Source organism: Streptomyces sp. NPDC043427 (genome assembly GCF_056436655.1).
On record NZ_JBWKCC010000001.1, the window covers coordinates 527,588 to 550,724 of the forward strand.

A 23,137-nucleotide genomic window follows, 5' to 3' on the forward strand; every position below is an offset into this window, starting at 1 on the left:
GGACACCACCCGCCCAGGCCGCTGACCAGCCCGGACACACCTCACATGTCCGGGACAGCCCAGACTCCTTGCTCCGCCGACCGCCCCGACGAAAGGTTGCGCCGTACACAACCCGACGACCGAAGGGGATCCGGTCATGCCCGACTCGAAGTTCTCACACGTACTGACAGCCGTAGCGGCACTCTCCCTGACCGCCATCGGCACCCTCGCCGCACCGACCGCCGTCGCGGCCGAGCACACCACAGGCACACCCGCCGTGGCCGCCGCCTGCCCGTGGAACCAGGGCGCGCCCCCGGCCAACCTGAACCCGTACCGCACGAAGGACTACGCCGCCGTCTCCGCCCCGGTCCGCATGGGCCCGTACGGAGCCTGCACCTCGGTCGGCACCCTCCCGGTCAACTCCTCGGTGACAGTGGACTGCTACGTCGCGAACAGCTACGGCAACACGTGGTCGTACATCCACGGCTACGGCTGGGTCTGGGACAGCAACCTCCGCAACGGCGGCTCCCCGCACCCCTGCCGGTTCTAGGGTCCTCGGCCTCACCGCCGGCCCCTCGTTCGAGACGAAGCGCGCGAAGGCGGCACGTAGCGGCCATTGTTCACCGTGCGATGAACGCCTTCGCTCGTTTCCACGTCTACGAAACCGTGGTCCCAGCCGAACACACACTCGTCCGGCCGACGCGCGCGGCCAACCTCCAGAGAAACCCCCTCTGGGAGCGCTCCCGCACGCCCCTGCTCGCCACCCTGCCGCTGCTGCCCCTCTACGCGATCTGGTGGCTGTTCCTCGCGACCGGCGGCGGTGACCTGGCGGCCCAGGAGGCCTGGGCGGGGTTCGCGTCACGCCATGGCGGATCGGCGTACAACCTGTTCTGGTACGGCGGGATGCACACCGCCAACTACAGCCTGATATCGCCGTACTTGATGGCCGCACTCGGGGTCCGCACGGTCACCGCCGTCTCCGGGCTCGTCGCCTCCTGGCTGGCCGCCGTGCTGGTCCGGCGCGCCGGTGTCCGCAAGCCGCTCGGGCCCGCGCTGCTCGCGTCGTCAGCGCTGTGGTGCAACGTGGCCTCGGGGCGTACGACGTTCGCGCTGGGTGTTGCCTTCGGGCTCGCTGCTGTGGTCCTGCTGACCGGGGAGCGGCGGCTCGTACTGGCGGGGGCCTGCTCCGCGTTGGCGACGATGGCTTCGCCGGTCGCGGGGCTGTTCGTCGCCGTCGTGGGCGCGGGCTTCCTCCTCGTGCGGGATCACGGGCGGGCCCTCGTTCTGCTCCTCCCGCCCGCCGCTGTCGTCGGCATGACCACGCTCCTCTTCCCGTTCGCCGGGCAGCAGCCGATGCCGCCCGGCCGCGTCTGGCCGCCCGTCGTGCTCGGTCTCGCCCTCACCGCGTTCGCGCCCCGAGAGTGGCGGGTGGCGAGGTGGAGCGGCGTGGTGTACGCGGCCGGGACCGTGCTGGTGTACCTCGTCCCCTCCCCCATCGGGACGAACGTCGAGCGGTTCGCCGAGCTGTTCGCGCCGGCCGTGCTCCTCGCCGCGGTGCTCTCCGCGCCCCGGCTGCGGCGGCTGGGCCGCAGCCTGCTGATCGTGGCGCTCGTGTTCTCCGTCTGGTGGGTCGGCAAGAAGACCGCGGACGATCTGCGGGTGTACACGGTCGTTCCCGCCTACGCCGCCGACACGCAGCCCGTCGTGCAGGCCCTTCAGCGCCTCGGGGCCGACCGGACGCGCGTGGAGGCCGTTCCGGCGCGGGACCACCGCGAGGCCGTCGGGTTCGCCCCGCACGTCAACCTGGCTCGCGGCTGGAACCGGCAGCTCGACATGGAGCGGGCCCGTCTGTTCTACGACGGGACGTTCTCCGCGACGACCTACCGGGCGTGGCTGGAGCACTGGGCCGTCGGCTTCGTCGTCCTGCCGCTGGGGAGACCGGACGGTTACGCGGCGGACGAGGCGCGGCTGGTGCGGGAGGACCGGCCGGACTGGCTGGAGCCGGTGTGGCAGAACGCGCACTGGCGGGTGTACCGGGTGCGGGACGCAGTACCGCTGGTCTCGACGCCGGGGACGGTCGTACGCACGGCCAGTGCCGATCTGACGTTGCGCGTCTCCCAGCCGGGCTCGGTGACCATACGGGTCGCCTACTCGCCCTGGCTGCGCGCCGACCACGGCTGTCTGAGCAGGGAAGGCGACTTCACGCGGCTCACGGTCACCGAGCCCGGCGAGTACCGGATCGGCTCGGAGTACGGTCTTTCTCGAGTTCCTCGCTCCGGCTGCTGACCGCCGCCGCGGTCTTGAGCCGGGCGCGGGGTCCCTGGAGGGCGTACGTGAGGCCGAAGCCCCCGCCGACCACCGCCGCGCCGCCCGCCGCGTCGAGGATCCAGTGGTTGCCGGTCGCGACGATCGAGCAGGCGGTGAGGAACGGGTGCAGCAGGCCGAGCGCCTTCATCCACCCCTTGGGCGCGACGATCGCGATGACGAGCCCGCACCACAGGGACCAGCCGAAGTGCAGCGACGGCATCGCCGCGTACTGGTTGGTGAGCGCGGTCAGCGTGCCGTAGTCCGGCTGGGAGAAGTCCTGGGCGCCGTGGACCGTGTCGATGATGCCGAGGGTCGGCATGAGGCGCGGCGGGGCCAGCGGGTAGAGCCAGAACCCGACGAGGGCGAGCAGAGTGGCGAAGCCGAGGGCGGAGCGGGCCCAGCGGTAGTCGACCGGGCGGCGCCAGTACAGGACGCCGAGGACGGTCAGCGGGACGACGAAGTGGAACGACTCGTAATAGAAGTCGAAGATGTCGCGCAGCCAGTCGGCCTTGACGACGGCGTGGTTGACGGCGTGCTCGATGTCGATGCGCAGGAAGCGTTCGATGTCCCGGATCTGGTGGCCGTGCTCCTCCGCCCGGACCCGGCCCGCCGAGTTGCTGTCCCCGGTCGCGGCGAGCCGCACCCTGGAGTAGGCGGCGTAGGTGACGCGGATGAGGAGGAGTTCCAGGAGGAGGTTGGGGCGGGTGAGGACCCTGCGCAGGAACGGCAGCAGGGGGATGTGCGTGAAGCGGGTCGGGACGGTGGGGGCGTACTGCGTGGGGACCGGCGCGCGGTAGTACGGGGACGTGCGGGACAGGAAGGGGACGAGCGTGGCGGCGGCCAACGCGGCCAGCAGGATCACGTTGTCGCGCACCGAATACAGCGGCGTCATGTTCGGCAGCACCATCTTGGCCGGGAGCGTCGTCACCAGGACGACGGAGACCGGCCACACGTACCGGTCGGAGGCCCGTCTGCCGACCCGGCCGACGACCGCGAGCAGCACCCACAGCAGCTGGTGCTGCCAGGTCGTCGGCGACACGGCGACGGCGGCGCAGCCGGTGATCGCGACCGCGAGCAGCAGCTGGCCGTCGCGGGCGTAGCGCACGGCGCGGCGCAGGCCGATGACGGCGACGGCGGCGCCGAACGCGAAGAAGAGGCCGATCTCCACGGGGCCGGTCAGCCCGAGCCGGAGCAGGGCGCCGTGCAGGGACTGGTTGGCGAGGTCGTCGGCGTCGCCGCCGAGGCCGACGCCGACCATGTGGTGCACCCAGTAGATGTACGAGTCGCGCGGCATCGCCACCCAGGCGAGCGCCGTGGACGCGGCGAAGGTGAGGCCGGTGGAGGCGGCGCCGCGGCGGCGGCCCGTGAACCACAGCAGCGGGGTGAACAGCAGCATCGTGGGCTGCAGGGCGGCGGCCAGGCCGATGAGCGCGCCGCTGGCGCGTTCCCCTCGTACGACGAAACAGCCGAGGAGGACGAGGAGCACCGGGATGATGCTGGTCTGGCCGAGCCAGAGGGCGTTGCGCACCGGCAGCGACAGCATGAGCAGGCAGATCGCGACGGGCGCGGCCAGCAGCGCGGTGCGGCGGCTGACGGGCTGCGGCAGGGCACGGGCGGCGACCAGACCGAGGGCCACGACCAGGAGGAGGGAGCCGAAGGTCCAGCCCCAGCCGAGGGCCTGTTCAGCCGAACGGGTGAGGGGCTTGAGGACCAGGCCACCGAACGGGGTATCGGTGAAGCGTGTGGAGTCGTAGAGGGACCCCTTGACGTGCAGGACGCCGTTCGGTCCGACCCAGGTCTCCAGGTCGGTCAGCCGGTCCCCGCGAGGAGTGGCGAGGACGACGGCCACTTGGCGTGCGGCGAGGACGGCGGCGACCAGCCACAGTCCGAGGCGGGCCACGCGCAGGCGCGCTCTGGCCGGCCCGACAGCCGTCGCTCCGTAGGCCTTTGCCGGTCGCCCGCTGTGCTCCGCATTCGCCACGCCTCGTCGGCCTCCCGCCCCGTTCGTCCCACGCGTCACACGCGAGGGAAGTGGTTTACGAGCTTTGGAGGCTCGTACCGCCCCTGGAGAGGATTTGTCCGCTAGACGTTAGTCGGGGAGCGCCGAGGTCGCCTCCGGAGAGCGTGGGAACGATCACCGTCGGGCGGCGCCCTCGGCTCGGGCGGCCCCCTCGGCCCAGCTCGCGCCCCCGGCTCACGCCCCCTCCTCAGTTCACCCGTACGGGTGATGAGGCTGTCGGTCCGCGGCCTCGCCGCGCTCACCGTCGGCGTGGTATGGCTACCCCGGGGGTACCCCCGTGGGGGGACCCGCGCCGGAGCTTCTTCGTCGGCAGGAATAGTTAGAGTTTCTAACTTGTAGCGGCTTGTATAGGAGAGACTGAGCGCATGAGCGACTCGCAGATCTGGGATGCCGTCGACGCGTACTTCACCGCCCACCTGACCCCGGACGACGAGGTCACCCGCGCCGCGCTGCGGGACAGCGAGGCGGCCGGCCTGCCGCAGGTCAACGTCACGGCGAACCAGGGCAAGCTGCTCCAGCTGCTCGCCCAGATCCAGGGTGCCCGCACCATCCTGGAGATCGGCACCCTGGGGGGCTACAGCACCATCTGGCTGGGCCGGGCGCTCCCGGCCGACGGCCGTCTGATCTCCCTGGAGTACGACCCCAAGCACGCCGAGGTCGCCAGCCGCAACATCGCGCGGGCGGGCCTCGACAAGCTCGTCGAGGTGCGCGTCGGCGCGGCCCTGGACTCGCTGCCCCAGCTCGCCGACGAGAACCCGCCCCCGTTCGACCTGGTCTTCATCGACGCCGACAAGGCCAACAACGCCCACTACGTGGAGTGGGCGCTGAAGCTCACCCGCGCGGGCAGCCTGATCGTCGTCGACAACGTCGTCCGGGGCGGCCGCGTCGCCGACGTGGACACCAGCACCGCCGACATCCAGGGCACCCGCGCCGCGATCGAGCTCATCGGCACCCACCCGCGCCTCAGCGGCACCGCGGTCCAGACGGTGGGCAGCAAGGGGTACGACGGTTTCGCCCTGGCACGGGTGCTGGAGTAGCCGCAGCCCCCCGCGGGTGGTTACGCCTCGTGATAGAAGCCGACGTTGACGCTGCGCGGCCCGGTGCGGTCGACGATGACGATCTCACCGGCGCCGCCCTTCGGCAGCTGCACGGTCCCGCCGTACGCGATGGTCTGCGCGTACTCCCCGACCACCAGCCGCACCTCGGAGGACGGGTCGGTCTGCGAGCCGCGCAGCCATGTGACCTGCCAGCCGCCCTCGGGCCCGCACAGGAACTCCAGGTGGACCCGCGAGACGAACAGCCAGTCGTCGGGCGTCGCGAGACGGCACACGGATCTGTCCCGGCCCACCCGAAGCACGGCGCCCGGCTCACTGGGCGCGTCGGCCATGAGCATGCCGGCCGTGGCGCCCGCGTCCGTCCCGGACACGGTGGCCATGGTGAGTTCGAGCACGTGCGCTCCTTCTGAAGTGTGCCTGACGCAGGGTCCTGCTGAACTGTGCGTGCGAGCGGTCTGGTTGGCGACCGCCGCCGCATGATAAATCGCCCGGTGGCACCGCGTCCGGCACAATGGAGTCATGACCGAGCGAAAGCCACCGGGCGTACCGTTCGAGTCCTGGGTCGACAAGCAGATCCGAGACGCGCAGAGCCGGGGCGAGTTCGACGAGCTCCCCGGCGCGGGTGAGCCGCTGCCGCCAGGTATGGACACGTCGTACGACGAACTGTGGTGGATCCGGCGCAAGATGGCCCGCGAGGGTCTGGTCGTGCTGCCGCCCGCCCTGGCCCTGCGCAAGGAGGCCGAGGACACGCTCGCGGCGGCCCTGGTGGCGCCCTCGGAGCGGATCGTGCGGAAGCTGATCACCGACGTCAACGTCAAGATCCGCGAGATGATGTTCAAACCGCCGCCCGGGCCCCCGCTGGGCAAGAAGCCGTACGACGTCGAGGACGTCGTACGGCAGTGGCGGGAGCTCCGGACGGCGGTGGACGCGTCGTCGGATGTTCCGCGTGTGTCAGACGCGGACGTCGGACGCGGGCGTCAGACCCGTAGGTCAGACGCGTAGGAGGCGTTCCGCCAGCTCGCGGTAGTCCCGCAGGGCCAAGCGGAGTTGTTCGGTGTCGGTGGTCGTGGTGGGCCTGCCCTCGCCGCCCTCAGTGGACTGCCATGCCCCGCGCAGGGTGCTGCGACGGCGCGTGACGGCCTCCGTGAAGCGCGCGGCGACCTCCTCCAGCACGTGGTCGGCCTCCTCCACGGCGGTCCTGGGTCCGTCGACGAACCCGGACACGGCGTGGTGCAGCTGCAGCGCGAGCTTGTCGGCCTCGTCGTGCGAGAGGAGCCGGGCCTCTTCGTCCGACGGGGTGGAAGCGGCGCGACCCGCTGTGGTGAAGGTGTCCTCCTGGGCGAGGCCGGCTCCGCTCAGCGACTTCCCACCCATGGGCGTGCCGTGCTCCTCGGGGATTCCCCGGGTCTCCTTGCCGGTCGGGGTGCCCCGGGTTCCGGTGCCGGTCGGGGTGCCCCGGGTTCCGGTGCCGGTCGCGCCCGCGCCCGCAACGTCCTCCGCTCCGGCGCCGAGACCGCCGTGCGGTCCCGCCCCAGGGGCCCTGCGCTGGTCCGTGTCCTCGCCCGGGATGCCCTTGGCGCCCGGCTCCGGTGTGCGTCGCCTGCCCTCATCGGGTGTCACGTCGGCCATCTCGTTCACCCCTGCCTCGTCTGGTGCCGCTGGAAGGACGGCAGGTGACCGCGGCCGCCGGCGCGGGCCTTGCTGTGGTGGTCGTCGGTCGCGCGGTGGCGTCCTGAGTCACGGCGGACCGGGCCCATCAGGTCCTCGAACAGGTCACGGGCCTCGACCAGCGCCTCGCGCAGCTCCTCCGTGCCCGGGGTCCGGCCGTCCTGCTCACTGCCCGCACGCCCGCGCACCACACTGTGGACGCGCCGGTAGCCGTGCACGTGGTGCCCGTGGTGCACGGACAGCGCGGCGACCTGCTCCTCGTACCGTCCGCCGTCGGGGAAGCCCCGGGCTCCGGCCAGCTCGGAGAGCAGCTGTTCCGCCTCGACCACCGCCTCCTGCGGCGAGTCGACGAACCGCTCCTGCGTGGCCGTCCAGCGAGCCTCGAACCGTTCCCGCTCCGCCGGCTCCAGCGGCCGCTCGCGCAGCCCGCCGTGCCGCTCCACGAGTGCGCCGAGTTCCCGCTCGGCGGCCTTGGTGTCTCCGTCGTGCCGTGCCACGGCACGGTCGTACTCGGGCCCGAAGCGCCGCTTCAGGCTTCCTCCGCCCCGCGCTCCTCGGCTCCGCAAAGCCAGGACGGCCGCCACTGCGACGACGGCCGCCACGATCACGATCAGAGCGATGATCACGCCTGTGGACATGGTTGCCTTCCGGTGTATGGCCCAGTGGGCCGACTTTCACGTCGAGTTACCCGGAAGGCCCCTCCCAAACGACGACGACAGGCCATCGGCTCGGCGCAGACACGCCATCGCCGCCGCCATCGGTCCGGCCGTCGGTGCCGCCATCGGTCCCGCCTGAAATTCGTGTGACGGGCGTGTCGATTCGCCGACGGCCCGATCGACGTCAGGGTGACGAAAGACAGAAGAGCTGAAGAGGAGGCCGTCATGGGTGAGGTCATCGCACGGCTGGCCATGTCGCTGGACGGGTACGTCGCAGGCCCCGAGTCGGGCCGCGAACACCCCCTGGGCATCGGCGGGGAGCGGCTGCACCAATGGGTGTACGGGCTGCGCACGTTCCGCCGGATGCAGGGCATGGAGGGCGGGACCGGCGGCCCGGACGACGACCTGATCGCCGAGTGGACCGAACGGCCGGGCGCGGTGGTGATGGGCCACGGCATGTACATCACCGGCGAGATCCCCTGGGGCGACGACCCGCCCTTCCACGCGCCGGTCTACGTCGTCACCCACCACCCTCGCGAGCCACTGGTGAAGAAGGGCGGAACCACCTTCCACTTCGTCACCGAGGGCCCCGGGCGCGCCCTGGAGCTGGCCCGTGCGGCGGCCGGGGACAAGGACGTGTCGCTGGCGGGAGGCGCCGACCTGGTGCAGCAGTTCATCCGCGCCGGATGGCTGGACGAGCTCCTCCTGCACGTCGTACCGGTCCTGGCGTGCGGCGGTCGACGGCTCTTCGGCGACCTCGGCGACCAGCACATCGAGTGGGCGAAGACCCAGGTCGTGGACTCGCCCGGGGTCACGCATATTCGGTTGCGCGCGGTGCCCGCCGACCGCCGAGAATGACCGGCATGACTGCCCCGGCCGCCCAACTCTCCTGGACCGTAGCCCCGGAACCCTTCGACTCGCCCGTCGCCGCCGCGCTCTGGCGGGCGTACTACACGGAGGTCAGCGACCGCTGGTACCTGCTGCACGAGGGGCGCAGGACCGATCCGGACGAGCTGGAGCGCGAGGTCGCCGCGACGACCGGTTCGGACCTCGCCCCGCCCGGCGGGCAGTTGCTCGTCGCGCGGTACGGGGGTGAGCCGGCCGGCAGCGCGGGCGTACGGCTCCTCGACGCGACGACCGCCGAACTCAAGCGCGTGTTCCTGCTGCCCGGCGTGCGCGGAAAGGGCGGGGCGGCGCTGCTCGTCGGCGCCGCCGAGGACGCCGCCCGTGAGCTCGGCGCCGCTCGGCTGATCCTCGACACGCGCGGCGACCTGGTGGAGGCCCGCACCCTGTACGCCCGACTCGGCTACACGGAGACCGAGCCGCACAACGACGAGCCGTATGCGGAGCACTGGTTCAGCAAGGTGCTCAGCCCAGGTGTCGGCCAGGCGCCAAGCCCGGACTAGGACAACGGGTTACTTTTTCACGTAGAGCACCTGGTACTGCAGCGAGGGCGCGTCGGCTCCTCTCAACTCCGCGTGACAGACGTATGCGCTCCACCGTCCTTCGGCGACTCCCTTGTCCCCCTGGGACTGGCAGTAGGCCGCGGATGCCAGCCACTCGGCCTCCTTGACGTATCCCTGCGGCGGCACCCACCCCTCGGGGAGACGCTGGATGGGACCGCAGTCGGAGAAGGGGGCGGCACTACCGCGGCAGATTTTGATACCGGGTGTGCCGGTGTACTCCTTGCGAACCGGAGTTGATCCGGATCCGCAATGAGTTTGCACCTTCGTGGCGGGCGCGGGGAAGGAGCCCAACATCGGCTGGATCAGCAGCGAATAGCATTCTGCACTGGAGCTTCGGAGTTCCCCATCGATCAAACTCTTGCCTTCGAGAGGACGGATCGTGCCTGAGGCGCTACCCGCTCCGTGCGTCACCGACCAGGCAAAGGGTGCTCTCTCGGCAGCTTGACGGCCGTCAGTGGCACCGTCAGCTGCTGCGGCCACTGGCGCCAAGGCCAGCAGTGTGGCAGCCCCGGCAAGGAAAGCTCCGGCGGCAGCGGCAACACAAATTCCGCGCTGCTTGATACTCATTTTTCCCCTCGTTTTACAGGAACGCACCGAGGGAGGAAAGCGCGCGGTCACCACGCTCCCCCCGGCGCGTGATTTCTTCAAAGATCGTCACATGGGAAACACAAAGATGTCGACCGAAAGTGACCGGCGTCACATGCGGCGAATTTGCCCCCTCTTCAGGCGCCAGTGGCTTAAATCTGCCCTCTTGCCAAAATTATGCTTGCCGCAATACGAACGGAAATCTAGCGGTTTCCGTCGAAGTCGGCCCCGGCCTACGCCGGGGGAAACGCAAGCCGGGACCGGCTCTCACCTTGAGCGGTGCGCGCCCAAGGAGTTCAGGAGTGCGGCGCCGCGTTCGGCGTCATCCACGCTTACGGCGAAGTCCCTGCCTTTGAGCCAAGCGCTCAGCGCGGATGTGGCACCGGGCGCTCGTTGTGGGGCTGTTCGCGGTCCGAGCCGCACAGTTCCTCGTTCAGGTCCCTGACGAGCAGGGTGAGGTCGGTGGGGCGGTCCGGTCCCCACCAGTCGCCGAGCAGTTCGGCCAGGGACTCCTCCCGGGCCGTCGCCAGCCGCTCGGCGGCCTCGCGCCCCTGATCGGTCAGTACGAGGTCGGGGCCCGCGCGTACGGCGAGCCGCCGCTCCTCGATCTGCCGGGTGGCCTCGACGATCACGCCCAGCGGTACCGGGCTGCGGCCCGCGAGCTCGGCCGGCTCCACCCTGCCGTGCCGCTTGATCCGCAGCAGCAGCCAACTCGCCGCCGGGAGCAGGTCGTACCCGGCACGTGCGGTGATCTTCCGGTAGACCTCGCGGCGGCCCTCCCGGGTGCCGAGGGCGGACAGCGCGCGGCACACCTCGTCGTACGACGACCGCTCGACCGGGTTGCTGGCCAGCGTCTCCGTGACATCGGGCGCGGTGACCGAGCCGCGCAGGGGCTCCTCCTTCAGGAACCAGGCCAGGGCGAAACCGAGGAGGGCGACCGGGGCGGCGTACAGGAAGACGTCGGTGATGGCGGACGCGTACGCGTGCAGCGCCTCCGGGCGCAGCGCGGGCGGCAGGGCGGCGATGCCCCGCGGGTCGGCCTCGAGGGAGTCCGCCGAGACATCGGGCGGGAGCTGGGCGCCCCGGAAGGCGTCGGTGAGCTTGTCGCCCAGGCGGCTCGCGAAGACCGTACCGAAGAGGGCCACGCCGAAGGAGGCGCCGATGGAGCGGAAGAAGGTCGCGCCGGAGGTGGCGACGCCCAGATCCTCGTACGAGACGGCGTTCTGGACGATGAGCACGAGGACCTGCATGACGAGGCCGAGACCGAGGCCGAAGACGAAGAAGCAGGCGCTCATCTCGGCGGTGGAGCTGCCCTCGTCGAGTTGATGGAGCAGCAGCAGACCGACCGCGGTCACCCCCGTGCCCACGACCGGGAACACCTTCCAGCGGCCGGTACGGCTGACGACCTGACCGGAGCCGGTGGACGACAGCAGCATGCCGAGCACCATGGGCAGCATGTGGACTCCGGACATGGTCGGGGAGACGCCCTGGACGACCTGGAGGAAGGTCGGCAGATAGGTCATCGCGCCGAACATCGCGAAGCCGACGATGAAGCTGATGACGGCGGAGAGGGTGAAGGTGCGGATGCGGAACAGCTTCAGGGGCAGGACGGGCTCGGCGGCCCGCCGTTCGACGGACACGAACAGGGCGGCCAGTACGACACCGAGGACCGCGAGGCCGACGATCTGGACGGATCCCCAGGCCCACGTCGTGCCGCCGAGGGAGGCGACGAGGACCAGGCAGGTGGCCACGGAGGCGATGAGGACGGTGCCGAGGTAGTCGATGACGTGCGGGGTCGCCCGGCGCGGGATGTGCAGCGCGGTCGCGATCACAGCGAGGGCGACGACACCGATCGGCAGGTTGACGTAGAACACCCAGCGCCAGCTCAGGTGTTGGGTGAACAGCCCGCCCAACAGGGGTCCGAGCACACTCGTGGCGCCGAAGACAGCGCCGAACAGCCCCTGGTAGCGCCCTCGTTCACGTGGCGGGACGATGTCCCCGACGATCGCCATCGACAGCACCATCAACCCGCCGCCGCCGAGCCCCTGCAGGGCCCGGAAGCCGATGAGCTGGGTCATGTCCTGCGCCGCCCCGCACAGCGCGGAGCCGACGAGAAAGATCACGATCGCGATCTGGAACAGCCGCGTCCGCCCGTACTGGTCACCGAGCTTGCCCCACAGCGGAGTCGCGGCCGTCGAGGCCAGCAGGTACGCCGTCACCACCCAGGAGAGGTGCTCCATACCGCCGAGTTCGCTGACGATCGTGGGCAGCGCGGTCGACACGATGGTCTGATCGAGGGCGGCGAGCAGCATCCCGAGGAGCAGGGCGCCGATCGACACGAGGACGTTGCCGGGCACATGCCGCTCCGCCTCTCCCGTCCGGGCGTGCGCGTCCAGGGCCATGGAGACCTCCTGAGGCTCTCGTGACACCTCCATCCTGAACGGTGTGACCAATTATGGCCCGTTGAGTCCTGTTGGAAGGACACGTTCCGGGGGTCGAACGCGGGGGCGTGTGTGGAGGATCTGCATAATCTCTGGAATTCGTATGGGGAGGGACCGAACACGTGGACGAGTCGAACGGCCATCAGTGCCCGGAATGCGGGGCGCTCAGGGCACGGGACAACACCCCGTCGTGCGCCTGCACCCAACGGGCGTCCGACGCCCTGCGCGCCGCGCGCACGGCGGAGGCGGCCGCGGCGGAGGATTTCGATCCGCTGCGGATACGGCCGTACGTGGAGATCGAGAGGGAGGCCGGGGAGGCCGACGGTACGCACCAGGTGCCGCCCGCTCCGGACGCGACGATGCCGTTGCGCGCGGTCGCCGCGGAGCGGCCCGGGCCCATGGAGGCGACGGCGGCGCTGCCCACTCCCCTGGCGCCCGCGTCGGGCACGCCCAGCAGGAGGGACCTGAGCCTGTTCGAGGGCGCGCCGGGAGACACGTACGCCCCGGACGACCTGCCCACCTCGGACGCGGGGGCCGGGAGACCTCAGCGTCACCGCCGGACGGTCCTGCTCGGGGTCACGGCGGCGGTCGTGGCGGTGGTGGCCGCGGCCGGGTACGCGAGCGGCCTGTTCTCCTACGAGACCCCGTCGAGGGACGGTTCGGCGTCGAAGGACGTACGAGCGGCGGTACCGGCCCCGTCGACGAGCGCAGGTTCCACACCCCCGGCGACCACACCCGGCCCGGCATCCCCTGCTCCGACGCCCACGACCGCACCATCGTCGGCCAGTCTGAGCCCGTCCCCTTCCCGCTCGGCGTCGAGCGCACCCCCCTCCCCGTCCCCCTCGACCGAACCGACCCCGGCCACCCCCTCTGTCACCGCCACCGGCTCCCCCACGCCCGAGGAAAGCGCGGCCCGCCAAGGCGGCCCCGACGCCGGCGCCGACAAGGCCGACACCGACACCTTCGCCCTACGCCGCGGCGATCGCGGCCCCGAGGTGACCGAACTCCAGCAGCGGCTGCGCCAGTTGCGCCTCTACAACGACGACATCAACGGTAAATACGACACCCAGCTCGAAAACGCCGTCCGCAACTACCAGTTGTCCCGCGGCATCCAGGCCGACGAACCGGGCGTGTACGGCCCGGCCACGCGAACTGCGCTGGAGGCGGAGACGAGGGAGCCGTAAGCACCAGCCGGCCCACGCCGGGTCGGCTCAGCCGCGCCTCAGGCCCCCAACCCGCCGTCCACCACCAAACGCACCCCACCGCCGCTCAAAACCTCAACCCGCACGCCGCGCAAATCACTCACCCACACGTCAGGGCCGTAACCCCTGGCCCGCTCCCCCACCCCCACCACCCGCATCCCCGCGGCGCGCCCCGCCGCGATCCCCGCGCCCGAGTCCTCGAAGACCACGCAGTCCGCAGGGGCTGCACCCAGTTCGGCCGCGCCCTTGAGGAAGCCCTCGGGGTCGGGCTTGCTGGCGCCTACGGATTCCGCGGTGATGCGGATTTCGGGGAGGGGGAGGCCGGCTGCGGTCATGCGGGCCGTGGAGAGGGCGGCGTCCGCTGAGGTCACGAGGGCGTGCGGGATTCCCCGGAGAGAGGCGAGGAAGTCCCGCGCGCCGGGGATCTGTACGACGCCGTCCATGTCCGCGGTCTCCTCCGCGAGCATGCGTGCGTTGTCCGCGTGGTTCTGCTCCACGGGGCGGTCGGGCAGCAGCAGTGCCATCGACGCGTGGCCCTGCCTGCCGTGGACGACCTTCATCACCTCGTCGCCGTCCAGCCCGTGCTGCTCTGCCCAGCGGCGCCAGATGCGTTCCACCACGGCGTCCGAGTTGACGAGGGTGCCATCCATGTCGAGGAGGAGGGCGCGGGCGGTGAGCACGGCGGTGGCCGTCATCGGCAGCTCCAAGCACAGGCTCAAGCACGGGAGAACGCAAAAGAAACAAAGCGCCCCGCCCGCCGGTCAGGGAAAACGGGCGGGAGCCACTTTGTTCCTCTACGGTACAAAACCGGGGCCGGATGCGCCAGAGCCCCGACGCAACCTCCCGCAACCGTTCACCCGCCGTTCAGCTCACGCCGGCCCCCAGAGCCCTCAGGACACCGCCTCCCAGAGGCTCCACACCCCCAGCCCGATCATCAGCATGGCCGCCACCTGTGTGATCAGCCGCAGCGGCACGCGCTTCATCAGTGCCTTTCCGCCGACGATGCCCAGCCCGGCCACCGCCCACAGCGCGAGGACCGCACCGAGGCCGACGGAGAGGGGGTCGTCGTAGCGGGCCGCGAGGTTGGCGGTCATGATCTGGGTCAGGTCACCGAACTCGGCGACCAGGATGAGCATGAATCCGGCGCCGGCGACCTTCCAGAAGGACTGGTTCTCGGGACTGCGGACCTCCTCCTCGTCCTCGCCCTTCTTCATCAGGAGCACCGCCGCACCCCCGAGGAAGAGCACGCCCGTCAGCGCCTGCACGATCTGCTGGGGCAACAGCGTCAGTACGCTGCCGGCCGCCACGGCGAGGGCGACGTGCAGCGCGAACGCGGCGGCGACGCCGACGAAGACGTAGGAGGCGCGGTAGCGAGTGCCGAGGACGAGGCCGGCGAGGGCCGTCTTGTCCGGGAGTTCGGCGAGGAAGACGACGCCGAACACGAGCGCTGTCACGGTGAAGCTGATCAAGGGTCCTCAATCGGTCGGGGCCGCCCCACCGAGAGTGTTCTGAACCTTCGCGACCTTCGAAGCCTTCGCGGCCCTGCGACATGACACCTCGGCACGGCAGCACACTCGGCGCCCGTGCCGTACGACACGGGTGTGCACTGCTTGCCGAAGGTCTCGCTGGCCGACCTCATGACCGAGGTCCGCCTCCGGGCGCCGGCTCAGGCGAGCTGAGCAGTATGTCGACGGTCCGGCGAAGAGCTACTCCCCTTCAACTCCGTCCATCGTACGTGACGCCCGTGAAAACTCCCCTGCCCGCACCCCTTGTCGTGTCATGTACGCGTCATTAACTTCTAACCCGCCCCACACCCCACCGCAACACGGCGCCGCGAGCATTCCCTCGCCCGCACCCCAACGCCGCCCCACCCCAAGGGAGTTCGCATGTCGAAGTTCTACGCGCGTCGACACCTCAGCATACTCTCGGCCCTCACCGGCCTCATAGCCTCCGTCGCACTGTTCAACTCCCCGACCGCCTCCGCCGCCCTCCCCACCCCGGTCAGCGCCGCCACCGCCCGCACCTACCTGGCCTCCCTCACCGTGGCCACCGAGGACCGCACCGGCTACAGCCGCGACCTCTTCCCGCTCTGGATCACGATCAGCGGCAGCTGCAACACCCGCGAGACGGTCCTCAAGCGTGACGGCTCCGGCGTCGTCACCGACTCCTCCTGCGCCTCCACAAGCGGCAGCTGGTACTCCCCGTACGACGGCGCGACCTGGACCGCCGCCTCCGACCTCGACATCGACCACCTCGTCCCGCTCGCCGAGGCCTGGGACTCCGGCGCGAGCGGCTGGACGACCTCGCGGCGCCAGGCCTTCGCCAACGACCTGACCCGCCCGCAGCTCATCGCCGTCACCGACAACGTCAACCAGGCCAAGGGCGACCAGGACCCGGCCACCTGGATGCCGTCGCGCACGGCCTACCGCTGCACCTACGTCCGCGCCTGGGTCCAGGTGAAGTACTACTACGACCTCTCCGTGGACTCCGCCGAGAAGAGCGCGCTCACCAGCTACCTCGCGAGCTGCTGAGTGAACTGCTGAGCGCAGGGATCTCCCCGTCCTCCTCCGTCGTTCCGTACCGTACGGGGCGACGAAGGAGGGCGCGTCCCCGAGGCGAGCCCGACCATGGAAAGGGACGGGCGATACCGTGGCCGAACTGCGCCTGGGACCACTGCTGAGATACGTCGACGGCTCGTCCGCGACCGTCTGGGTCGAGACGAGCCACCCGTGCACCGCCGAGGTGCACTGTTCGGACGGCGCCCGCGGCGCGGCCCACACCTTCCAGATCGCGGGCCACCACTACGCCCTGATCCCGGTGACCGGACTCACACCGGGCGCCTCGGCCCCGTACGAGGTCCTGCTCGACGGCGCCCGTGCCTGGCCGCTGCCCGACTCACCCTTCCCGCCCTCCGTGATCAGCACCCCGGCCGACGGCGACAGTGAGGCCGTGCGGGTGACGTTCGGCTCGTGCCGCTGGGCCGCGCCACCCGCCGACGGGCACGACCCGGTCGGTCCCGACGCCCTGGACACGCTGGCGACCCGGATCGCCGCCGACCCGGCGGGCGAGCGGCCCGACGTGCTGCTCCTGCTGGGCGACCAGGTGTACGCGGACGAAACCTCCGACGCCACCCAGCGCTGGCTGGCCGGCCGGCGCGACCTCTCCGAGCCCCCGGGTACCGGGATGGCCGACTACGAGGAGTACACCCGGCTCTACTACGAGTCCTGGCTCGACCCCGAGGTGCGCTGGCTGCTGTCCACGGTGCCGACCTGCATGATCTTCGACGACCACGACGTGATCGACGACTGGAACACCTCCGCCTCCTGGCTCGCCGACATGCGGGCCACGTCCTGGTGGCGCGAGCGGCTGCTGAGCGGCCTGATGTCGTACTGGGTGCACCAGCACATCGGCAACCTCGCGCCGGCCGAACTCGCCGCCGACCCGCTCTACTCCGCCGTACGCGAGAGCCCCGACGGCACCGACCTGCTGCACGCCTTCGCCGCCGAGGCCGACGTGGATCCGACGACCGCGCGCTGGAGCTACCGGCGCGACTTCGGGCGCGTACGCCTGGTGATGGTGGACTCGCGTGCGGCGCGGGTCCTGGACGAGGACAGTCGGTCGATGCTCGACCCGGGCGAGGCGGAGTGGGTACGCGCGCAGGCGCTGGAGGACCCGGGCAGTTACGACCACCTCCTCATCGGCACTTCCCTGCCCTGGCTGCTGCCGCAGCTGGTGCACGACGCGGAGGCGTGGAGCGCGGCGCTGGCGCGGGGCGTGCGGGGCCGGCGCTGGGCGCGGTGGGGAGAGAAGCTGCGCCGGGCGGCGGACCTGGAGCACTGGGCGGCGTTCCCGGCGTCCTTCGCCTCGCTGGCGCGGCTGATCGCGGACGCAGGGTCGGGTCCTGAGGCGCCGGCGACGGTGCTCGTGCTGTCCGGGGACGTGCACCACGCGTACGTGGCGGAGCCGCACTGGTCCTCCCGGGGGCCCGAGGCGCGGGTGCTCCAGCTGACCTGCTCACCCGTCCACAACTCCATCCCGCTGTCGATAAGGCTCAGCTTCCGTTTCGGCTGGAGCGCGCCGGCTCGTGCTCTGGGGCGTCTCTTCGCCCGGCACGGACGGTGTGCGCGGCCGCCGGTCGACTGGCGGAAGACGGACGGACCCTGGTTCGGCAACCAGCTCATGACGCTGACGATGCGCGGGCGTTCGGCGCGGTTGCGGCTTGAGCAGGCGCGGGCGAACGGGACGCTCGAGACCGTGAAGGAGTCCACCCTCTCCTCCATATGAGGCCGCATGCGGCTACAAGCGGCCGCATGAGGGCCACATATGAGCCACATGAGGCCATATATGGGACAACTGGGGCGCGAAGGGCGTGCGTTGGCTTCCGTGACACCCGGGGGCATGATGAGGCGGACCGTCCACTTCCCATGGGCGGCCCCCTCCCTTGCGCCCCACACGCCCAGGAGACACCCCTTTGTCTGCAGCGAACGCGGAAGCGGAAACGGTGGCGATCTCCGTCGCCCTCGTCGGTGCCGGCCCGCGCGGCACCAGCGTCCTGGAGCGCCTGTGCGCCTCCGCACCGGAGCTCCTGCCGCCGGGTGCGCGGCTGACGGTCCATGTGGTCGACCCGGCGCCGCCCGGCCCGGGCAGGGTGTGGCGTACCGCGCAGTCGCGAGAGCTGCTGATGAACACGGTGGCCTGTCAGGTGACCCTGTTCACCGACGACAGCGTGGACTGCTCGGGCCCGATCCGTCCGGGGCCGAGCCTGCACGAGTGGGCGGGCGGCGAGCTGAGCCCCGACGACTACCCGACCCGCGCCGACTACGGCCGTTATCTGGAGTGGGTGTTCGCGCGGGTGGTGCGTGAGGCGCCACCCGCGGTGCGCGTGGAGACGCATGCGGCCCGGGCGGTACGGCTGGAGGACGCCCCGGACGGACGGCAGGTGCTGACGCTCGACGACGGGCACGTGCTGTCGGGCCTGTCCGCGGTGGTGCTCACCCAGGGGCACCTCCCGGTGGTCGCGGACGCGGACGGGCGGCGTCTCGCCGCTTACGCCGAGCGGCACGGCCTGCGTCACATTCCGCCTGCCAACCCGGCCGACCTCGACCTTTCCCCGATCGCGCCCGGCGAACCGGTGCTGTTGCGCGGCCTGGGCCTCAACTTCTTCGACCAGGTCGCCCTGTTGACGACAGGACGCGGCGGCCGTTTCGTACGCGACCGTCGCGGCCCGCGCTACATACCGTCCGGGCGCGAGCCGCGCCTGTACGCCGGTTCGCGGCGCGGCATCCCGTATCAGGCGCGCGGCGACAACGCGAAGGGGCCGTACGGCCGGCACGTTCCGCTGGTGCTCACCCCGGAGGTGGTCGCGGGTTTCCGCAAGCGCGCGGACTCCGGGGAGGCGCCGGACTTCCTCGCGGAGATATGGCCGTTGGTGGCGAAGGAGGTGGAGACGGTGTACTACGCGGCCCTGACCGGGCGGCCGGAGTTCGCGGAGCGTTTCCTCGCCGTCCCGCACGGCGGCTTCGATGAGGCGCGCGTACTGGAGGAGTTCGGAGTCCGGGATGCCGAGCGCTGGTGCTGGGAGCGGGTCTCGCGGCCGTACGCGGAGGAGGAGTTCGCGGATCCGGCGCGGTGGCGGGAGTGGCTGCTCGGGCATCTGCGGGAGGACGCGGCGCAGGCGGCTCTCGGCAACGTGCGCGGCCCCTTGAAGGCGGCCCTCGACGTTCTGCGTGACCTGCGCAACGAGTTGCGGCTGATCGTCGACCACGGCGGCCTCACCGGCGCGTCCCGGCGCGAGCACCTGGACCGTTGGTACACCCCGCTGAACGCGTTCCTGTCGATCGGTCCGCCCCGCCGGCGTATCGAGGAGTTGGTCGCGCTGGTGGAGGCGGGCGTGGTGGAGGTGCTCGGGCCCGGCCTCGAGGTGCGGGAGGAGGACGGGGCCTGGGTGGCGCGCTCGCCCGTGGTGCGGGGCTCCGAGGTGCGTGTGACCACCCTCATGGAGGCCCGGCTCCCGGAGCCGAGCCTGCGCCGCACCGCCGACGAGCTCCTCGCCCGGCTGCTGAGGAGCGGGCAGTGCCGCCCGCACACCGTCGACGGTTATGAGACGGGAGGAGTGGATGTCACAGAGCGCCCATATCATCTGATTGACCGTCAAGGACGGTTCCATGCAAGGAGGTTCGCCTTCGGAGTCCCCACGGAGGGGGTGCACTGGGTGACTGCGGCGGGCGCTCGGCCAGGGGTGGATTCGGTCACACTTTCGGACGCCGATTCGGTGGCCAGAGCCGTCCTACGTGCAGCCGAAACGCAAACGGAACACCAAACGGAAGCCAAACCATGGCCAGAAGTTGAACTTGCAAGCACCAAATAGAGCCACCTAGCCTGGGTCCCTCGTTCGGTACCGCCGCGCGCCACCGATCGGTCCAGTCCCCGACCGGTCAGAAACGAAACCGAAGGAGTGTCCCCACATGTCCGCTCGCCTCAACAGGGCGCAGCCGTACGCCATAGGCCTGTTCCGTATCGTCGTCGGCCTGCTCTTCGCCTGCCACGGCGCCGCCTCGCTCTTCGGAGTCCTCGGCGGGGCCGTGGGCTCCAACGGCGGCACGATCGAGGCCGGCACCTGGCCCGGCTGGTACGCGGCCGTGATCCAGCTCGTCTGCGGCAGCCTCGTCCTGGTCGGACTCGGCACCCGCGCCGCCGCGTTCCTCGCCTCGGGCTCGATGGCGTACGCGTACTTCAAGGTCCACCAGCCGAACGCCCTGTGGCCGTTAGAGAACGGCGGCGAGGCCTCCGCGATGTTCTGCTGGGCCTTCCTGCTGCTGGTCTTCACCGGCTCCGGAGCCCTGGGTCTGGACAAGCTCATCTCCCGGCGTACGGCCGAGGAGCAGCCGTCCGCGGCCGAGCGTTCGCCGGTGGCGGCCTGAATCCCTCCGCACAGGCAGCGGGCGCCCTCTTCGCACCGGCGGGGAGGGCGCCTTCGCGTCCGCACTGGTGAAAGTGCTGTGCCGAACACTCGTGCCCCCGGTGAACCTCCTGTCACACCCCACGCGTACGCTGTATGGCTGTCATTGGCCGCCCCTGCCGCTCCCCCGCGACATCGCGGCACGGTCTGGCCACACGGGGGAGACAAACGGGGAGAAGCAGTGCTGGAGAGTGTGGGGTCGCTGACCGGCAGCCCGTGGATCTACGCGCTGGTGGCGCTCTCGGTGCTGCTCGACGTGTTCCTGCCGGTCCTGCCGAGCGGGGTTCTTGTGATCGCGGCGGCGGCCGCGGCGGCCGCGGGTTCGGCGACGGGTCAGGTGCCCGGCACGGTCCCCGACATCCTGGTGCTCACGCTCTGCGCGGCCACCGCGTCCGTCCTCGGCGACCTGGTGGCCTACCGGCTCGCCCGGCGCGGCGGCACGCGCCTGGACCGCGCGATCTCCCGTTCCCGTCGGCTGACCACCGCGCAGGAACGTCTCGGCGGCGCGCTCGCCCGCGGCGGCGGCGCGCTGGTCGTGCTGGCCCGCTTCGCGCCCGCCGGCCGTTCGGTCGTCTCCCTCATCGCCGGCGCCGCCCAGCGCCGCGCCCGCGACTTCCTGCCCTGGTCCGCGCTGGCCGGCCTTTCCTGGGCCACGTACAGCGTCGCCCTCGGCTACTTCGGCGCACACTGGCTCGGTACGACGTGGCTGGCGACGGGCGTGTCCCTGCTGGCCCTCTTCGGGGCGGGCGCGGGGGCGACGTACGTCGTGCGCAGGCAGCCTGCGTAGGCCCGCGCGCGGCGGGCCTTACCACGGTCACCTCTTCAGCTCGCCTGTCGGGCGGCCTGGCCCCGGATCTCCAGTCCGTCGAGCAGGTCCGCCGTGGCCTCGGCGACGGCGTCGACGGCGCGTTCGAACACCTCCCGGTTGTGGGCGGCGGGCGCCCGGAACCCGGAGACCTTGCGGACGTACTGGAGGGCGGCGGCCCGGATCTCGTCCTGCGTGGCCTCCTCGGGGAGGACGGGCGGACGGAGCGTCTTGATGCTGCGGCACATGCTCCCAGTGTGACCGAAGTCGCCCCGGGCTCACACAGGAGTGCGATGATCATTCCGTGGCGGCCACCGTAGGGCCGACCCGACGAGAGGACATCACCGCATCATGGCGCACGACGTACCGACCGTGGCCGTCCTGGGCCCCGGCGGCGTGGGCGGCCTGCTCGCCGCGCTGCTGGCCCGCACGGGCCGCCGCGTGATCTGCCTGGCCGGCGAGAAGACGGCACACACGCTCCGCACCGACGGCATCCGCGTCCGCAGCACCGTCTTCGGCGACTTCACCGCCCGCGTCGAGGCGGACACGCAGCTGCGCGAGCCCGTCGACGCCTGCCTGGTCGCCGTCAAGCACACCACCCTCGACGCGGCCCTGACCCGCGTTACGCCCGAGGCCCTCGGCGACGGCCTGCTCGTACCGCTCCTGAACGGCGTCGAGCACCCGACGACCCTGCGCGAGCGCTACCGCCCCGACCGCGTCGCGCCCGGTGTCATCCGGGTCGAGTCGACGCGGGTCGAGCCCGGCGTGATCGAGCATGGCAGTCCGTTCGCCGAGGTCGACCTGGCCGGCGACCCGGTTCCGCGCCCCCGCCTGGACGCCCTCGCACAGGCCCTCGCGGACGCGGGACCGACCACCCGGGTCCTCGACGACGAGGCGGCCGCCCTGTGGGCGAAGATGTCGTTCCTCGCCCCGTTCGCCCTGCTCACCACACGCCACGGCCTGCCGTTGGGCGACGTACGCACCGGCCACCGCGAGGAGTTGACCGCGCTGGTCGAGGAGACGGCCGCCGTCAGCCGCGCCTGCGGCGGCCTCGCGGACCCCGTCCAGGCACTCGCCCGCTACGACGCCTTCCCACCCGGGACGAAGTCGTCGATGCAGCGCGACGCCGAGGCCGGACGCTCCCTCGAACTCGACGCGATCGGCGGGGCGTTGCTGCGGGCAGCGCAGCGCCACGGCGTCCAGGTGCCCGTGACGGCCCGGCTGGTATGGGAGTTGAGGGAATCCGGCCACTGACCGAACGATCCCGGCCGCGACGAGCCGCTGTGCGTCGGGGCTGATCCGTCAGCGCAGGTCGAGCCGCATCAGTATGCGGGGACGGCCGGCCGGCACGGAGGTGGTGTCGGCGGCGTGGACGAAGCCGGCGTGTTCGAACCACGATGTCACGGCGCCACGGCTTCACCATGTCGCGGCGCCACGCATCACGAACGCCACGACGGAACACTCGTTCGCATGAACCTCCCGGGACAACTCGCCACTCAAAATCGAACAGGCGTAGCATTGTGCTGTGGCTAAGACCTATGAGTTTCCGAGCGACCTGCGCGCCGGCCAGGAGGAGCTGCATCAGGTCCGGGCCGAGCTGTCGGCCCTGCTGAAGCGGCTCCCCTGGTCGGTCGAGCCGCTGGACGCCTTCAGCGACGACAACGGCTGGCGCAAGGTGGAGCGCCCCGCCTCCCCGGGCTGGACGGCCGACGAGCAGGCCGAGGTCGAGAAGCTCCGGCAGCGGGAACACGAGCTCGCGGTGTTCGTGAGCTGCCACCGTTTCTGGTCCGAGGTCGCCGCGGCGGACCGGGTGGAGGCCCGCATGCGGCTGAAGCACGCACACGAGACCCCACCCGAGGAGGAGGGCCAGGACTAGGGCCTCTCGTTTGGATCATGCCGGGCTCGCGGGCCCCGGCACCGCGCCTCGCCGCGTTGTCGTGCGACGCACGGCACCGGACCCCGCTCCCTGATCCGGCCTGATCCAAACGAAAGACC

23 protein-coding genes and 1 pseudogene are annotated in these 23,137 nt (G+C 71.2%); 14 read left to right on the plus strand and 10 right to left on the minus strand.

Features of this window, described 5'->3' with window-relative positions:
* Positions 1-136 precede the first annotated feature (136 nt).
* Positions 137-529 carry a hypothetical protein gene (locus tag AC067M_RS02445; RefSeq protein WP_478695092.1) on the plus strand — a complete coding sequence of 131 codons (393 nt, stop codon included), beginning with the start codon at positions 137-139 and terminating at the stop codon, positions 527-529.
* A gap of 80 nt (positions 530-609) precedes the next feature.
* Entirely contained in the window at positions 610-2,265 is a 1,656-nt protein-coding gene (locus tag AC067M_RS02450) for a hypothetical protein (RefSeq protein ID WP_478695093.1), read from the plus strand.
* Here the strand turns inward: AC067M_RS02450 and AC067M_RS02455 are convergent.
* Complete coding sequence (locus AC067M_RS02455; protein WP_478695094.1) at positions 2,195-4,267, minus strand: bifunctional glycosyltransferase 87/phosphatase PAP2 family protein; 2,073 nt, start codon at positions 4,265-4,267, stop codon at positions 2,195-2,197. The two genes, AC067M_RS02450 and AC067M_RS02455, sit on opposite strands and share 71 nt — an antisense overlap.
* 404 nt (positions 4,268-4,671) lie before the next feature.
* On the opposite strand from AC067M_RS02455, the gene AC067M_RS02460 reads away from it, so the two are divergent.
* Positions 4,672-5,343, plus strand: coding sequence for an O-methyltransferase (locus tag AC067M_RS02460; RefSeq protein ID WP_478695095.1), 672 nt, complete (start codon positions 4,672-4,674; stop codon positions 5,341-5,343).
* A gap of 20 nt (positions 5,344-5,363) precedes the next feature.
* On the opposite strand, the gene AC067M_RS02465 is transcribed toward AC067M_RS02460, so the two are convergent.
* Positions 5,364-5,756 carry a hypothetical protein gene (locus AC067M_RS02465; protein ID WP_478695096.1) on the minus strand — a complete coding sequence of 131 codons (393 nt, stop codon included), beginning with the start codon at positions 5,754-5,756 and terminating at the stop codon, positions 5,364-5,366.
* A gap of 124 nt (positions 5,757-5,880) precedes the next feature.
* Between AC067M_RS02465 and AC067M_RS02470 the strand changes: the two genes are divergently transcribed.
* The gene (locus AC067M_RS02470; protein ID WP_478695097.1) at positions 5,881-6,363 is read left to right on the plus strand and encodes a DnaJ family domain-containing protein; all 483 of its coding nucleotides are present in this window, start codon (positions 5,881-5,883) and stop codon (positions 6,361-6,363) included.
* Here AC067M_RS02470 and AC067M_RS02475 read toward each other — a convergent pair.
* Together AC067M_RS02475 and AC067M_RS02480 are read right to left on the minus strand one after the other, a co-directional pair.
* The gene (locus AC067M_RS02475; protein WP_478695098.1) at positions 6,352-6,990 is read right to left on the minus strand and encodes a hypothetical protein; all 639 of its coding nucleotides are present in this window, start codon (positions 6,988-6,990) and stop codon (positions 6,352-6,354) included. The two genes, AC067M_RS02470 and AC067M_RS02475, sit on opposite strands and share 12 nt — an antisense overlap.
* 5 nt (positions 6,991-6,995) lie before the next feature.
* Complete coding sequence (locus tag AC067M_RS02480) at positions 6,996-7,667, minus strand: hypothetical protein (RefSeq protein ID WP_478695099.1); 672 nt, start codon at positions 7,665-7,667, stop codon at positions 6,996-6,998.
* Positions 7,668-7,910: 243 nt separating this feature from the next.
* On the opposite strand from AC067M_RS02480, the gene AC067M_RS02485 reads away from it, so the two are divergent.
* A complete protein-coding gene (locus tag AC067M_RS02485; protein WP_478695100.1) occupies positions 7,911-8,543 on the plus strand; it encodes a dihydrofolate reductase family protein in 633 nt (210 codons plus the stop codon).
* A gap of 5 nt (positions 8,544-8,548) precedes the next feature.
* Positions 8,549-9,091, plus strand: a complete 543-nt coding sequence (locus AC067M_RS02490) for a GNAT family N-acetyltransferase (RefSeq protein WP_478695101.1) — start codon at positions 8,549-8,551, stop codon at positions 9,089-9,091.
* Positions 9,092-9,100: 9 nt separating this feature from the next.
* Here AC067M_RS02490 and AC067M_RS02495 read toward each other — a convergent pair whose 3' ends face one another.
* Complete coding sequence (locus tag AC067M_RS02495) at positions 9,101-9,718, minus strand: hypothetical protein (RefSeq protein ID WP_478695102.1); 618 nt, start codon at positions 9,716-9,718, stop codon at positions 9,101-9,103.
* A gap of 383 nt (positions 9,719-10,101) precedes the next feature.
* Positions 10,102-12,138, minus strand: a complete 2,037-nt coding sequence (locus AC067M_RS02500) for a DHA2 family efflux MFS transporter permease subunit (RefSeq protein ID WP_478695103.1) — start codon at positions 12,136-12,138, stop codon at positions 10,102-10,104.
* Between the two features lie 161 nt (positions 12,139-12,299).
* Between AC067M_RS02500 and AC067M_RS02505 the strand changes: the two genes are divergently transcribed.
* Positions 12,300-13,361 carry a peptidoglycan-binding domain-containing protein gene (locus AC067M_RS02505; protein ID WP_478695104.1) on the plus strand — a complete coding sequence of 354 codons (1,062 nt, stop codon included), beginning with the start codon at positions 12,300-12,302 and terminating at the stop codon, positions 13,359-13,361.
* 38 nt (positions 13,362-13,399) lie between these two features.
* On the opposite strand, the gene AC067M_RS02510 is transcribed toward AC067M_RS02505, so the two are convergent.
* Positions 13,400-14,074: an HAD-IA family hydrolase gene (locus tag AC067M_RS02510; RefSeq protein ID WP_478695105.1), complete on the minus strand. Its 675-nt coding sequence runs from the start codon at positions 14,072-14,074 to the stop codon at positions 13,400-13,402.
* A gap of 195 nt (positions 14,075-14,269) precedes the next feature.
* Entirely contained in the window at positions 14,270-14,848 is a 579-nt protein-coding gene (locus AC067M_RS02515; protein WP_478695106.1) for a TMEM165/GDT1 family protein, read from the minus strand.
* Positions 14,849-15,265: 417 nt separating this feature from the next.
* Between AC067M_RS02515 and AC067M_RS02520 the strand changes: the two genes are divergently transcribed.
* From AC067M_RS02520 to AC067M_RS02540, 5 genes are all read left to right on the plus strand, one after another.
* Positions 15,266-15,910: an HNH endonuclease family protein gene (locus AC067M_RS02520; protein WP_478695107.1), complete on the plus strand. Its 645-nt coding sequence runs from the start codon at positions 15,266-15,268 to the stop codon at positions 15,908-15,910.
* 118 nt (positions 15,911-16,028) lie between these two features.
* Positions 16,029-17,663, plus strand: coding sequence for an alkaline phosphatase D family protein (locus AC067M_RS02525; protein ID WP_478695108.1), 1,635 nt, complete (start codon positions 16,029-16,031; stop codon positions 17,661-17,663).
* Positions 17,664-17,850: 187 nt separating this feature from the next.
* Entirely contained in the window at positions 17,851-19,746 is a 1,896-nt protein-coding gene (locus tag AC067M_RS02530) for an FAD/NAD(P)-binding protein (protein WP_478695109.1), read from the plus strand.
* Positions 19,747-19,843: 97 nt separating this feature from the next.
* The gene (locus AC067M_RS02535) at positions 19,844-20,299 is read left to right on the plus strand and encodes a DoxX family protein (RefSeq protein ID WP_478695110.1); all 456 of its coding nucleotides are present in this window, start codon (positions 19,844-19,846) and stop codon (positions 20,297-20,299) included.
* 219 nt (positions 20,300-20,518) lie between these two features.
* A complete protein-coding gene (locus tag AC067M_RS02540; RefSeq protein WP_478695111.1) occupies positions 20,519-21,124 on the plus strand; it encodes a DedA family protein in 606 nt (201 codons plus the stop codon).
* Positions 21,125-21,159: 35 nt separating this feature from the next.
* Here AC067M_RS02540 and AC067M_RS02545 read toward each other — a convergent pair whose 3' ends face one another.
* On the minus strand, positions 21,160-21,390 hold the full coding sequence (locus AC067M_RS02545; protein ID WP_478695112.1) for a DUF2277 domain-containing protein: 231 nt from the start codon (positions 21,388-21,390) through the stop codon (positions 21,160-21,162).
* A 103-nt stretch (positions 21,391-21,493) separates the two neighbouring features.
* Here AC067M_RS02545 and AC067M_RS02550 point away from each other — a divergent pair, with 103 nt between their 5' ends.
* Positions 21,494-22,396 (plus strand): ketopantoate reductase family protein, encoded by a 903-nt coding sequence (locus tag AC067M_RS02550; protein ID WP_478695113.1) that lies wholly within the window; start codon positions 21,494-21,496, stop codon positions 22,394-22,396.
* A gap of 48 nt (positions 22,397-22,444) precedes the next feature.
* On the opposite strand, the pseudogene AC067M_RS02555 reads toward AC067M_RS02550, so the two are convergent.
* Positions 22,445-22,534 (minus strand): annotated as a pseudogene (locus tag AC067M_RS02555) (GNAT family N-acetyltransferase); the annotation flags it as partial.
* A 133-nt stretch (positions 22,535-22,667) separates the two neighbouring features.
* On the opposite strand from AC067M_RS02555, the gene AC067M_RS02560 reads away from it, so the two are divergent.
* Positions 22,668-23,018, plus strand: a complete 351-nt coding sequence (locus tag AC067M_RS02560; RefSeq protein WP_478695114.1) for a hypothetical protein — start codon at positions 22,668-22,670, stop codon at positions 23,016-23,018.
* Positions 23,019-23,137 lie beyond the last annotated feature (119 nt).